General features: G+C 37.3%; 11 protein-coding genes. All 11 read right to left on the bottom strand.

From position 1 onward, the window contains the following. Positions 1-3: 3 nt before the first annotated feature. Positions 4-585, bottom strand: a complete 582-nt coding sequence (gene ruvA, locus BLQ00_RS05870; protein ID WP_093141751.1) for a Holliday junction branch migration protein RuvA — start codon at positions 583-585, stop codon at positions 4-6. Positions 586-677: 92 nt separating this feature from the next. Beyond that, positions 678-2,963, bottom strand: coding sequence for an NADP-dependent malic enzyme (locus BLQ00_RS05865; RefSeq protein ID WP_093141748.1), 2,286 nt, complete (start codon positions 2,961-2,963; stop codon positions 678-680). Between the two features lie 58 nt (positions 2,964-3,021). Continuing rightward, positions 3,022-3,942 carry a tRNA epoxyqueuosine(34) reductase QueG gene (queG, locus tag BLQ00_RS05860; protein WP_093141745.1) on the bottom strand — a complete coding sequence of 307 codons (921 nt, stop codon included), beginning with the start codon at positions 3,940-3,942 and terminating at the stop codon, positions 3,022-3,024. 62 nt (positions 3,943-4,004) lie between these two features. Then, positions 4,005-5,348 (bottom strand): cytochrome P450, encoded by a 1,344-nt coding sequence (locus tag BLQ00_RS05855; RefSeq protein WP_229792570.1) that lies wholly within the window; start codon positions 5,346-5,348, stop codon positions 4,005-4,007. A 45-nt stretch (positions 5,349-5,393) separates the two neighbouring features. Next, on the bottom strand, positions 5,394-6,416 hold the full coding sequence (ruvB, locus tag BLQ00_RS05850) for a Holliday junction branch migration DNA helicase RuvB (RefSeq protein ID WP_093141739.1): 1,023 nt from the start codon (positions 6,414-6,416) through the stop codon (positions 5,394-5,396). A 117-nt stretch (positions 6,417-6,533) separates the two neighbouring features. Next, positions 6,534-8,357, bottom strand: coding sequence for a cytochrome c oxidase subunit I (locus BLQ00_RS05845; RefSeq protein ID WP_093141736.1), 1,824 nt, complete (start codon positions 8,355-8,357; stop codon positions 6,534-6,536). 19 nt (positions 8,358-8,376) lie between these two features. After that, the gene (locus BLQ00_RS05840) at positions 8,377-9,438 is read right to left on the bottom strand and encodes a cytochrome c oxidase subunit II (protein ID WP_093141733.1); all 1,062 of its coding nucleotides are present in this window, start codon (positions 9,436-9,438) and stop codon (positions 8,377-8,379) included. Positions 9,439-9,462: 24 nt separating this feature from the next. Continuing rightward, complete coding sequence (locus BLQ00_RS05835) at positions 9,463-10,809, bottom strand: quinol:cytochrome C oxidoreductase (RefSeq protein WP_093141730.1); 1,347 nt, start codon at positions 10,807-10,809, stop codon at positions 9,463-9,465. Between the two features lie 29 nt (positions 10,810-10,838). After that, the gene (locus BLQ00_RS05830; protein ID WP_175445417.1) at positions 10,839-11,480 is read right to left on the bottom strand and encodes a c-type cytochrome; all 642 of its coding nucleotides are present in this window, start codon (positions 11,478-11,480) and stop codon (positions 10,839-10,841) included. A 1-nt stretch (position 11,481) separates the two neighbouring features. Then, entirely contained in the window at positions 11,482-12,018 is a 537-nt protein-coding gene (locus BLQ00_RS05825) for a DUF3341 domain-containing protein (protein WP_093141724.1), read from the bottom strand. Positions 12,019-12,020: 2 nt separating this feature from the next. Beyond that, positions 12,021-13,748 carry an NrfD/PsrC family molybdoenzyme membrane anchor subunit gene (gene nrfD / locus BLQ00_RS05820; RefSeq protein ID WP_093141721.1) on the bottom strand — a complete coding sequence of 576 codons (1,728 nt, stop codon included), beginning with the start codon at positions 13,746-13,748 and terminating at the stop codon, positions 12,021-12,023. Between the last annotated feature and the right edge of the window lie 18 nt (positions 13,749-13,766).

Here is a 13,766-nt window from a genome sequence, read left to right as displayed (position 1 = left end):
TTTTTACAAATTTTTTAAAGCTTGTTTTATAATCGTCTCAACCGATGCCTGTGGATCTTCCTTCACAATTTTATCGCAAACCTTTTCAGCTTGCTTCCGAACAAAACCTAATGTCTCCAAAGCAGATAACGCTTCATTTTTGTTCGTATTGCTCGAAACAGAAGAAATCCCAGACAAGCCATATACTTTCAATATCTTATCTTTCAAATCTAACAACACTCGTTGTGCTGTTTTTGTTCCAATTCCTTTAACAGATTGAATAACCGCTACATCTTCCGAAGCAATTGCTTCAATAACTTGATCTGGAGATAAAGACGAAAGCATTGTTCGTGCAGTGCTCGCTCCAACTCCAGAAACTGAGAGTAACAATCTAAATATTTCACGTTCTGCCACTCCAGAAAAGCCATATAAAATATGTGCATCTTCTCGAACTTGCAAATGTGTGTATAATTTTACATTTTCAGAGGCAGGTAATTGCGAAAAAGTATGTAATGAAATATTGATGAAATAACCTACGCCATTACAGTCTATCACTACATCTGTCGGATTTTTTTCAACCAGTCTGCCCTGTATATGGGTAATCATATGTTATAAAAATGTTAATGGCTCAAATATAGCATAATTATTTATAGCTACCAGCCTTGAAAATATTAAAATCTTTAGGTTTTACCAGCCTTTTAATGATCTCTTCTACGTTTTTCTTTTTGCTGAGCGTCTACCACTGCAACCGCTGCCATATTTACAATTTCTTCCACACTTGCACCTAATTGTAGAATATGAACTGGTTTTCTCATTCCCAACATAATGGGTCCAATCGATTCTACATTATTAAGCTCTTTTAATAGCTTGTAATTACTATTTGCTGAATCTAAATTTGGAAACACTAGTGCATTCACTTTTTTACCCGCTAGTTTTGAAAATGGAAATGTTTTCTGAAGCATTTCAGGGTTTAATGCAAAATCTGTCTGAAGCTCACCGTCAACAATCATATCTGGATTGCTTTTATGTAACAACTCAACCGCTTCCTGCACTTTAGTAGCGTGAGGATCTTTAGAAGATCCAAAATTAGCATACGAAATCATCGCAATCACAGGATCTAACCCAAACATTTTCATGGTATAGTTGGTCATTTGAGCAATCTTCGCCAATTCTTTTGCCGATGGATCAATGTTGATAGACGTATCTGAAATAAACAAAGGCCCTCTTTTGGTCAACATCAAGTTTGTGGTAGCTACTTTATTTACCCCTTCAAACTTCCCAATTGTTTCCAACACCGGACGAACAACCGTAGGATACGATCTAGAATACCCCGAAATCATACAATCAACATCTCCTTCACGTAACATCATTGCAGCGAAATAATTACGTTCGCGCATTAATTTTTGAGCTGCATAAAGGGTGATTCCGCTTCGTCTTCTACTTTTCCAAAACGTTTCGGCGTATCTGTTTAATTTTTCTGTTTGATCGTCGCTTTTTGGGTCGATAATCTCTAGATCTTCTTCAAAATCTATTTGCCCCATGAGTTCAAGAATAATTTCTTTTCTTCCTAATAACACAGGAATTCCAATACCATCTTCAAAAACAATCTGTGCTGCTTTCAACACATCGATATGATCTGCTTCTGCAAAAACAATTCGCTTCGGATTTGTTTTTGCTCGGTTTAACAACAAACGAACAATTTTGTTGTCACTGCCCATTCGCTCATTCAGCTCATCTACATACTTGCCCCAATCTTTTATAGGCTCGGTCGCAACACCACTTTCCATAGCTGCTCTTGCAACTGCTGGGGGCACTACTGCTATTAATCGAGGGTCGAAGGGTTTCGGAATGATATATTCTTTTCCAAAAATTAATTTTGTTTCTCCATACGCAATATTCACCTGTTCTGGAACGGCTTCTTTTGCCAGTTCAGCCAAAGCCTTTACCGCTGCCATTTTCATGGCTTCATTAATTTTTGTAGCACGCACATCTAAGGCCCCTCTAAAAATAAATGGGAATCCGAGTACATTATTTACTTGATTAGGATGATCACTACGGCCTGTTGCCATAATAATATCCTTACGTGTTTTTACCGCTAAGTCGTATTCAATCTCAGGATTTGGATTTGCCATTGCAAATACAATTGGATTTTTAGCCATACTCAACAACATCTCTGGAGTTACAATATCTGCAATGGAAAGACCGACAAATACATCTGCATCTTTCATGGCATCTTCCAACGAATCTATTCTTCTGTGTGTTGCAAATTCACTTTTTTCTTCTGAAAGCTCTTCTCTATCATCTCGAATAACACCTTTACTATCTACCATAACGATGTTTTCCCTCTTAGCACCAAAAGCTTTATACAAGCGGGTACATGAAATTGCAGCTGCTCCAGCACCATTTATAACGATTAAAACATCTTCAATTTTCTTATCCACCAACTCTAACGCATTTAATAATGCTGCGGCAGATATAATCGCAGTTCCATGCTGATCGTCGTGCATTACCGGAATATCTAACTCTGCTTTTAAACGGCGTTCAATTTCAAAAGCTTCAGGAGCCTTAATATCTTCTAGGTTTATTCCACCAAAAGTGGGAGCTATATTTTTTACTGTTTCAATAAAAGCATCTACATCTTCTGTATTAATTTCAATATCAAAAACATCGATGTCTGCAAAAATTTTAAACAACAACCCTTTTCCTTCCATTACAGGTTTTGAGGCTTCAGGACCAATATTCCCCAATCCTAAAACAGCAGTACCATTTGTAATAACCGCTACTAAATTTCCTTTAGCTGTATATTTATAAACGTTTTTTACATCCTTCGCTATTTCTAAACAAGGCTCTGCTACACCTGGCGAATAGGCCAACGAAAGATCTCTTTGAGATGAATAATTTTTAGTAGGAACTACTTGTATTTTACCAGGTTTTGGCTTGGCATGATACAAAAGGGCTTCGCGACGTTTACTTTGTTTACTCATAGAAAAAAAATTAAGATACAAAGGTATAAGGATAGCCTAAATGAAGAAATTTTCCTAGTTAATCTTTTACGAAGTTTATGTTTCGCTGCAAGCCTGAAAACTTAGTTCGTTTTACAGCACTGTTCTTAAATACCGTTTGAAACACACTTTCGGTGATCTCTTCCCAATCTTTCTTCGTCATGGACAACAGCTCAGGATTCGGATTAAACAACGGCTCATTGTGCGATTTACTAAAACGGTTCCACGGACACACATCCTGGCATACGTCACATCCAAAGATCCAGTCGTCAAATTGACCCCGAACATTTGACGGAATCTCATTTTTCAGTTCAATCGTAAAATAAGAAATACATTTGCTTCCATCCACTACATACGGCTCAACAATAGCCTGTGTTGGACACGCATCTATACAGGCGGTACACGATCCACAATGATCGGTAACTGGCGAATCGTACGCTAGCTTTAAATCGACAATCAATTCAGCAATAAAATAGAAAGATCCCACTTGCTTTGTCAATACATTACTATGCTTTCCAATCCAACCCAAACCACTTTTAGCGGCCCAAACCTTGTCTAAAACAGGTGCAGAATCTACAAATGCACGTCCGTGAACCTCGCCAATCTCCTCCTGAATAAAAGCGAGTAAGTGTTTCAATTTGTCTTTTATCACAAAATGGTAATCAGTTCCGTAAGCGTATTTTGAAATATGATAGGTATCATCGCTTTGTACTTCGGAAGGATAATAGTTAAGCAACAAAGAAATCACACTTTTAGAATCGGGCACCAGTAACGTAGGATCCAAACGTTTATCGAAATGGTTTTCCATATATCCCATTTCCCCGTTTCTATTTTGCTTCAGCCAACGCTCTAATCGCGGTGCTTCCTCTTCTAAAAATTCAGCTTTACTCACACCACACGATAAGAAGCCTAAGCGTTTTGCTTCTTCTTTTATAAGTCGTGTATGTTGGGCTTCATTCATGAATTAAGAGTGCTTTTCTTAAAGATACAAAACCAAATTTCGTTCATTTACTTCTAAAGTAGCTACGAAATATCGTTTCTTTCAGAAAAAATAACCTTAACATCCACAGGCTTTAGCGTAATTAAGGGATGTAAGGTAATAGAATCTTGTGCGGTAGAAAGCGTATATTTTTTAACCAAATAAGATGTTGCCAAAAGCATTTCGTAAATCGCAAATCCCATTCCAATACACATTCGAGGCCCTGCCCCAAACGGGAAGTAACATCCCGCAGTTTTCTTTTTGTTGTCTCCTAAAAAACGCGTCGGATCAAAAACGTCGGGTTGGTCCCAGTACTTCGGATTTCGATGTATTTCGTAAAAGGAAACACCCACAAGAGTGTCTTTTTTAATATGAAAGTTTGTAATTGTATCGTCTTCAATATTTTCTCGATCGGTAATCCATGCAGGTGGGTACAAACGCATTGCCTCATCGATACATGCGCGTGTATATTCCAACAGTTTTAAACGCTCCACTACATTGGTTGTTTGGCTTTCTACACGACACACCTCTTCAAATACTTTTTGGCATATTTCAGGATGTTTTGCTAGCAAGAAGGTGGTAAACGTAAGCGCGTTGGCAGTAGTTTCATGCCCAGCCACAAACAAAATTGTAATCTCATCAATAAGCTGCTTGGTACTCATCGGCTCGCCCGTGTCTTCGTATCGCGTCGCCAATAGTAAGTCAAGTAAATCTCCGTGTTCGACTGTGTCATTTCTTCTTTCCTCAATAAAATTCCCTAAAATAGTTCTGCTTTCTTCGGAAAGTTTTTTGTGTGCATCCACTTGGCCACTCAGTCTAAACCACCACCCTTTATGAGGTAATCGCACTTCTTTCACCAAAAATTCTTGTACTTTCTGAATAATGGTTTGAAGTCGGTTTAATTGAAGTTCCCGCTCTTGTTTTTCTTCGGAAGAAGTATCGGAAGGAGACACATGGAATAAAGAAGTAGCAACCACATTGAAAGCTAACTGATTCATTTTTGAAAAAACATCTAAGGGTGCATCTGAAGCTAACGAATCTAATTCAGAAACAATCGTTGTATTCATTAATGCCACCAATTGTTCCATTTTCTCTTTATGAAACGCGGGCTGAATCAACCGTCGTTGTTTTAGCCAATACGCACCATTTGCTGTAAGCAAACCATTACCCAAATATTTTGACAAAAATTGGGTCTGAATCTTAGACTTATTATAGTTCTTCTGATTTTTCTGAAGTATGTATTGCGCAAAATCCTTATCTCGAGAAAGTAATAAATACTTGTTTTTCCCCAACCGCACTGAAAAAGTATCGCCGTATGTTTCAAAAAAAGCATTGTGATACGGAATTGGATTTTTACGAATCGCTTCCGCATACCAAAAAAACTTCAACAGAGGAAGTGTTTTCGGGTAGCTGTATTTTTTAGAAGCGGTCATCTAAAACAAACCGCCTTGCGTAGGACCCTTCAACTTTCCTAGATGTTTATACGCAGCTTCCGTTACCTCACGACCGCGAGGTGTGCGCATGATAAACCCTTGTTGAATTAAAAAAGGTTCGTACACTTCTTCAATGGTTTCGGCGCTTTCAGAAACAGCCGTTGCAATTGTCGTTAAACCAACAGGGCCTCCTTTAAATTTTTCGATGATGGTAGTTAAAATCTTATTGTCCATTTCGTCCAATCCGTAGGCATCCACATTTAATGCTTTCAATGCAAATTTCGCAATGGCAATATCGATGTTACCATCTCCTTTAATTTGTGCAAAATCTCGAACTCTACGCAGCAATGCATTTGCAATACGAGGTGTTCCACGGCTACGTCCTGCAATTTCAATTGCTGCTTCCATCGAAATAGGCACATCCAAAATTGTGGCGCTTCGCTGTACAATGGTAGTTAGTAATTCAGTGGTATAATATTGCAATCTGGATGATATTCCAAAACGAGCACGCATAGGCGCAGTTAGCAACCCAGACCGTGTCGTGGCTCCTACCAAAGTAAAAGGCGCCAAATGAATCTGAACAGAACGCGCATTGGGTCCTGACTCAATCATAATATCAATTTTATAATCTTCCATTGCAGAGTACAAATACTCCTCTACAATAGGGCTTAATCTGTGAATTTCGTCTATAAAGAGAACATCCCGTTCGTCAAGATTGGTAAGTAATCCTGCCAAATCTCCTGGTTTATCCAAAACGGGTCCAGAGGTCACTTTAATCCCAACTTCTAATTCGTTCGCTAATATATGCGCCAAGGTCGTTTTTCCGAGCCCTGGAGGCCCATGGAACAACGTATGATCGAGCGCTTCGTCCCTAAGATTTGCAGCTTGAACAAATATTTGAAGATTTTCTAATGCTTGATCTTGCCCCGTAAAATCTTCAAAAGATAAGGGACGTAATTTTTTTTCTAATTCAACTTCTTGAGGAGAAAGATCCTCCCCTGAGGGATCAAGATTTTGGTTCATAAATACAAATATACAAAGTGTCTCTATATAATGTTATTAGAATGTCGAAAGGTTGAAGCATAAAAAAACCCTTCAGCAAAACAAAGCTGAAGGGTTTTTAATGTTTTTTAATACATCTTAATGATGCATTTCTTCTTCGTTATCTTGAAGTGGAATATGTTGTGGAATATAATCTTGTCCAGCGATAACATAATCTGTTTCGTCTTTATTCATTTTACTGTAGTCGTAAGACCAACGGTGAACTTCAGGAATTGCACCCGACCAGTTTCCGTGAATATGCTTTACATCTGCAGTCCATTCTAACGTTGTTGATTTCCAAGGATTTTTAGGTCCAACTTTTCCGTGGAACATTGAGTGGATAAAGTTGTATAAAAACACCAACTGAACCGCTGCAGTAATAATTGCAAATACAGTCATAACAACATTAATATCTGCTAAATCATCAAAATACGGGAAGTTTGTATTGGTGTAATAACGTCTTGGCAATCCTGCCATTCCCACAAAGTGCATTGGGAAGAATACTCCATATGCTCCAACTACGGTTACCCAAAAGTGGATATATCCTAATTTTTTATTCAGCATACGTCCTTCAAACATTTTAGGGAACCAGTGGTACACCCCTGCAAAAAGACCATACAGTGCAGATATTCCCATTACCAAGTGGAAGTGAGCTACTACAAAATACGTATCGTGAACGTTAATATCTAATGCACTATCTCCTAAAATAATACCTGTTAAACCTCCTGTGATGAATGTAGAAACAAACCCAATAGAGAATAACATGGCCGTATTGAATTGGAGATTCCCTTTCCAGAGTGTTGTAATCCAGTTAAAAGATTTTACTGCGGAAGGAATTGCAATTAATAAGGTTGTAAATGTAAATACTGACCCTAGGAATGGATTCATTCCTGAGATAAACATATGGTGACCCCAAACAATTGTTGAAAGGAATGCAATTGCCAAAATTGAAGCTACCATTGCTCGATATCCAAAAATAGGTTTTCTAGCATTGGTTGCCATAATCTCTGACACAAGTCCCATGGCTGGTAAGATTACAATATATACTTCTGGATGCCCAAGGAACCAGAAAAGGTGTTCGAACAATACAGGAGATCCTCCTTGATTGTGTAATACTTCACCTGCAATATAAATATCTGAAAGGAAAAATGAAGTTCCAAAACTTCTGTCCATAATCAACATTAATGAAGCTGATAATAATACAGGGAAAGAAACCACACCAATAATAGCTGTAACGAAGAATGCCCAAATTGTAAGTGGCAAACGCGTCATAGACATTCCTTTGGTACGCAAGTTTATTACAGTAACAATATAGTTAAGAGATCCCATTAAAGAAGAAGCAATGAATATAGCTAGAGAAACTAACCATAAAGTCATCCCTGTCCCTGAACCTGGAATTGCTTGTGGCAAGGCACTTAATGGAGGATAAATTGTCCATCCAGCAGATGCAGGTCCTGCTTCAACAAATAATGACATTACCATTACTACACTTGAAATAAAGAATAGCCAGTAAGACACCATGTTTAAGAATCCAGAAGCCATATCTCGGGCTCCAATTTGCAGCGGAATTAAGAGGTTACTAAACGTACCACTTAAACCAGCAGTAAGCACAAAAAACACCATTATAGTTCCGTGTATTGTAACTAATGCAAGGTAAACACTAGGATCCATTACACCACCTTCAGCCCATTTACCTAAAAATATTTCGTAAATAGTAAATTGGTGATCAGGCCAAGCTAATTGCATTCTAAAAAGAATAGACATTGCAATACCGATCATCCCCATAAACAACCCTGTAATAAGGTATTGTTTAGAGATCATTTTATGATCTGTGCTAAAGATATATTTAGTTATAAACGTCTCTTTATGATGATGTCCGTGATCATCGTGATCTTCTGCGTGGTCGTGTGCGTGTGCTGACATATCTTTTTAACTAATATTTTTATTTTTTAATAACTTCTGAAAAGGTTGGTTGTGTAGCGATCCAAGCCTCATAATCTTCTTGTGTATCTACTACAATCTTCATTTGCATATTATAGTGGTTGGTTCCACAAATCTTATTACAAAGAAGTAAGTAGTCAAACTCATATGGCTCTAAAGCTTCTTCACCTTTAGCAACTAAATCGATACTATTTTCTCTTCTAATTTGATTTATACGGTTTACTTTCCCTACAACATCTTCGTTAAGACGCATATCGTCTGTCGTAATAGAGGGTGTAAATGAGAATTGAGTAATCATACCTGGAACACAGTTCATTTGCGCTCTAAAGTGAGGCATATATGCTGAGTGCAATACATCTTGTGAACGCATTTTGAAAATTACTTTTCTTCCTACCGGTAAGTGTAGTTCATTTACAATAATATCATCTTGTGCATTTGGATCTGAAGCATCTACACCTAATTGGTTAACACCTTCAATCAAACGAACATTGGCATCTCCTAATGTATTATCTTCTCCACTATAGCGAGCTCTCCAATCAAACTGGTACGCATACAACTCTATTACCATCGGATCGTCCTCATCGGTAACGTTCATAATATCTGTCCAAGTAAACAAACCATAAATAATAAGACCTGCTAAAACAATTACTGGAATAATAGTCCAGATAAATTCAAGTTTATCGTTATCTGCATAAAATAATGCTTTGTTTTCTTTTTTCCCTCTGTATTTGAAAGAGAAATAACTCAACATCCATAACGTAACAAATCCTACGAAAAAGATAAGAATCATAGAGATAAGCATAAGGTTATCTATCCCTGCTCCATGCTCAGATGCAGCTTCAGGAAGCAACACATCGCCCCATTCCCAAAAACTAAAGATTAGAATAAAATAGGTAACAAAAACAAAGGCTAACATCAAATATCCATGAATGTTATTGTCCTTATCTGAAGCTATTTCGGAAGTGTCGTTTGCTTTTGATTTAGACATTTGAAATATCTTATTCATTTGCCAAACTGCAACTCCAAATAGAATGATTACTAATACAACTAAAAATGCGGTCATCGTTATCTGTCTTCTGTATAATTATTAATAATGGTATTGCTTACTTTCCTTAAGGAATGGATTGTTTTTCATCACAATTGGTGCTTTTGTAAGTGCTGTAAACACTACATAAATAAACAAACCAAAGAAAAAGAAAATTGAGCTTATTTCTGGTATTCCGATATACCAAGATGATCCAACCGTTGCAGGCATTACCATCACAAATATATCTACATAGTGTCCTGCAAGAATCACTATTCCTGTTAATACTACGAACCAATTAACACGTTTGTAATCACTATTCATAAGCAATAGTACCGGGAATAAGAAGTTCATTGCTAACATTCCGAAGAAAGGTAGTTTATATTGCTCAATACGCGTAATAAAGTAAGTAACCTCTTCTGGAATATTTGCATACCAGATTAGCATGAATTGTGAAAACCATAGATAGGTCCAGAATATACTAAATCCAAACATGAACTTAGCTAAATCGTGAATATGACTATCGTTCACAACTTCTAAATATCCTTTAGATTTCAAGAAGATTGTAATTAATGCTATTGTAGTAATCGCACAAACCATCATTCCTGCTAATACATACCATCCAAATAAGGTACTAAACCAGTGTGGATCAAAACTCATAATCCAATCCCAAGACATCATAGATTCTGTGTAAATAAAGAATACTAAGAAACCTGCTGATATTTTAAAACTTTTCTTGAACCATCTGTTGTCTGTTTCATCATCACTATTACGTGAAAATTTCACTGCAAAATGACGATATAACATCCATCCCCCTAAAAAGATTGCTGCTCTCACTAAAAACCATGTACCGTTTAACCAGCTTGCTTTTCCTTGTAATAACTTATCGTGAGCAACTACTTCAGGGTCTGCCCACACGAATAGGTGGTTGATATGAAATCCTGAAAGCGCTAATAATACAAACATTATAATACCTCCTGGTACCAAGTAGGCTGTAATACCTTCCATTACTCTAAATAATACTTGAGACCATCCAGCTTGTGCTGCAAATTGAATTGCATAAAAAGCCAAAGCACCTAATGCGATCATAAAAAAGAAGAAACATGCAATATACAATGCAGACCATGGTCTGTTTTGCATTTGATGTAAAGTATGCTCTAAGTGAGCTTCTTCACTACTGTGCGCATCTTGATGTCCTTCCGAAGGAGCAGCTTCATGCGTTGTTGCAGTTTCATGATGTGGTGCTTCATGCGAAGCATCAGATCCATGACCATCTCCATGAGCAGCCATCATTTCTTTTACTTCCGCAGTGGTTTTTGGAGCGGTTAAAAAACCCGAAACAATTCCTATGGCACCAATTACCATAAAAACAATTGCAAACAGTTTTAATTTACTAGGTAGCGTATACATATCTTTAGCTATTCTCTATTATTCTATAATTAATGTCCTTCTAACTGAGTAACAGTTTCAGAAGTAATATTTTCAACAGGTACTTTTTCTTCAGCTCCAGGAACCAATAAAGGTTCTCCTTTTAATGCTGCTTTTAAGTTCATTACGTGCTGTGTAATTTGCCAACGTTCTAACTCGTTCGTTTGAGACGCATAAGACCCCATTGTATTCAAACCATACATTTGAACGTGATACACACCACCTTCAGTAATTGTTCTTCCTGCATCGGCGTAACTTGGTATTCCAAGAAACTTTTCTCTTTTTACAAGAATTCCTTGTCCGTCACCTTTATCTCCATGACAAACTGCACAATAAATTGAAAATAAATGAGCTCCTTGTGTTAAATTTTCAACAGTTACAGGAATAGGGCTTTTCAATTCTTCTTTAGCACGGTTTAACTCTTCTGTTGTATCACCATATTCATAAGGGCTCCATCCTCTTGGAATTGATCCTTCAACAGGCAACATTGCCTCTTGTTGGTTTGGAAACACCTCATAATCGCCATAGGTTTCATATCCTACAGGCTCATACATGTTAGGCATGAATTGGTAATTCGGCTTGTCATTGTTAAAACAAGAAACCAAGCTAAAAGAAGCTATAATGGTAATCCCTATAGTTACAATTTTTCTCATATTAGTGGTCTTCGTCATTATCAATTAAACTAATTTCTATAGCTCCTGTAGTATGTAAAAACTTAGAAAGTTTTTCAACATCATGATGTCCAGCATCTATTGCCATTAAAAAATGATCGTCTGTTGTTCTTGGATCAGGATTTTCAGCTTTTTTGAAAGGCCATAATTTACTTCTCATATAAAAAGTAATAACCATTAAATGGGCAGCAAAAAATACTGTAAGTTCGAACATAATTGGAACGAAAGAAGGCATGTTAGCTATGTAGCTAAAACTAGGCTTTCCTCCAATATTTTGAGGCCAATCTTCAATCATAATGAAATTCATCATTAAGGTTGCAACAGACAAACCAACCAAACCATATAAGAAAGAAGTAATCGCAATACGTGTAGGCGCTAGCCCCATTACCTTGTCTAGCCCATGGACTGGAAAAGGAGTATATACTTCCTCAATATGATAACGTTCGGCTCTAACCTTCTTAACAGCATTCATTAAGATGTCGTCGTCGTTATAAATAGCGTGAATCACTTTAGATGCCATATCTAGGATTTGTTTTTAAGTTTAGATGCTTGAGCAGCCCAATCGTCACGTTTCGCTCTTCCAGGGAATTCGCCAACAATGCTGTCCAATAAATCGTATTCAGTATCTGTCATTCTACTCACTTGTTCAAAAGTGAAGATTCCTAATTGGTGTAGTTTTTCTTCCATTTTTGGACCTACACCACTAATTAATTTAAGATCATCTTGCGTTTGTGTTTCAGGATCGAAAGCACCAAGCTTACTTAATAAATTAGCTGTTTTTTCAGAAGTATCTTCGGAAACTGTATTCGTTACAACTGCAGCCTTAGGTGAAGTAACAACTTCGTCATAATGCTTTACATCGTCACCAAATTCAGCTCTTAGTTTTTTATATTTATCTCCAGAACCTTTTAAGATAGATTTCACCTCTGCTTGCGCAATTACTGGGAATGTTCTAGAATATAATAAGAATAACACAAAGAAGAAACCAATCGTTCCAATAAAGATCCCTATATCAATAAATGTAGGTTGGAACATTGTCCAAGATGACGGAAGGTAATCTCTGTGTAATGATGTTACAATAATTACAAAACGCTCAAACCACATTCCTATGTTTACTACAATCGAAATAAAGAAAGAGAACATAATACTTGTACGTAATTTCTTAAACCACATGAATTGAGGTGAAAATACGTTACAAGACATCATTGCCCAATATGCCCACCAATAAGGTCCTGTTGCTCTGTTTAAGAAAGCGTATTGTTCGTACTCTACACCAGAGTACCAAGCAATGAACAGCTCTGTAATATACGCCACACCTACAATAGACCCCGTAAGCATGATTACAATATTCATTAACTCGATATGTTGTATTGTAATATAGTCTTCTAGATTAGAAACCTTACGCATTATAATCAATAAGGTGTTTACCATTGCAAACCCAGAGAAAATCGCTCCTGCAACAAAGTAAGGAGGGAAAATCGTGGTATGCCATCCTGGAATTACCGAAGTAGCAAAATCAAAAGATACAATCGTATGCACAGAAAGTACAAGTGGTGTCGCTAAACCTGCCAACACTAATGATACTTCTTCAAAACGCTGCCAATCTTTAGCACGTCCACTCCATCCAAAAGATAGAATACTATAAATTCTTTTTGTAAATGGCGTTACTGCACGATCACGAATCATTGCAAAATCCGGAAGTAAACCTGTCCACCAGAATACCAACGATACCGATAAGTATGTTGAAATTGCAAATACATCCCAAAGTAATGGCGAGTTAAAGTTTACCCATAACGAACCAAATTGGTTTGGAATTGGTAACACCCAGTATCCTAACCAAGGGCGACCCATGTGGATAATTGGAAACAATCCTGCCTGAACAACCGAGAAAATGGTCATTGCTTCCGCAGAACGGTTAATTGCCATCCTCCATTTTTGACGGAAGAGCAATAATACTGCTGAAATCAGTGTTCCTGCGTGACCAATACCTACCCACCAAACGAAGTTGGTAATATCCCAGGCCCAGCCCACAGTTTTGTTTAGACCCCAAACTCCAATTCCTGTAGTAATGGTGTAAATAATACAACCAATACCCCACAAAAAGGCTACTAAGGCAATGGTGAAAACAATCCACCAAGATTTATTTGCTTTGCCTTCAACAGGAGCAGCTACATCGACAGTAACATCGTGGTAACTTTTATCTCCTATAACTAAGGGTTTTCTAATAGGTGCTTCGTAATGCGACGCCATATTTATATACTATTTCTT

The sequence above is a fragment of the Ulvibacter litoralis genome (assembly GCF_900102055.1).
In the GTDB taxonomy this organism is placed as follows: domain Bacteria; phylum Bacteroidota; class Bacteroidia; order Flavobacteriales; family Flavobacteriaceae; genus Ulvibacter; species Ulvibacter litoralis.
This window is presented reverse-complemented; position numbering and strand designations above follow the sequence as displayed.

What these genes read in the sequence shown, in the direction of transcription:
- ruvA (WP_093141751.1), bottom strand. Translation starts at nt 585, where the DNA reads ATGATTACCCATATACAGGGCAGACTGGTTGAAAAAAATCCGACAGAT.
- BLQ00_RS05865 (WP_093141748.1), bottom strand. Translation starts at nt 2,963, where the DNA reads ATGAGTAAACAAAGTAAACGTCGCGAAGCCCTTTTGTATCATGCCAAG.
- queG (WP_093141745.1), bottom strand. Translation starts at nt 3,942, where the DNA reads ATGAATGAAGCCCAACATACACGACTTATAAAAGAAGAAGCAAAACGC.
- ruvB (WP_093141739.1), bottom strand. Translation starts at nt 6,416, where the DNA reads ATGAACCAAAATCTTGATCCCTCAGGGGAGGATCTTTCTCCTCAAGAA.
- BLQ00_RS05845 (WP_093141736.1), bottom strand. Translation starts at nt 8,357, where the DNA reads ATGTCAGCACACGCACACGACCACGCAGAAGATCACGATGATCACGGA.
- BLQ00_RS05840 (WP_093141733.1), bottom strand. Translation starts at nt 9,438, where the DNA reads ATGACCGCATTTTTAGTTGTATTAGTAATCATTCTATTTGGAGTTGCA.
- BLQ00_RS05835 (WP_093141730.1), bottom strand. Translation starts at nt 10,809, where the DNA reads ATGTATACGCTACCTAGTAAATTAAAACTGTTTGCAATTGTTTTTATG.
- BLQ00_RS05830 (WP_175445417.1), bottom strand. Translation starts at nt 11,480, where the DNA reads ATGAGAAAAATTGTAACTATAGGGATTACCATTATAGCTTCTTTTAGC.
- BLQ00_RS05825 (WP_093141724.1), bottom strand. Translation starts at nt 12,018, where the DNA reads ATGGCATCTAAAGTGATTCACGCTATTTATAACGACGACGACATCTTA.
- nrfD (WP_093141721.1), bottom strand. Translation starts at nt 13,748, where the DNA reads ATGGCGTCGCATTACGAAGCACCTATTAGAAAACCCTTAGTTATAGGA.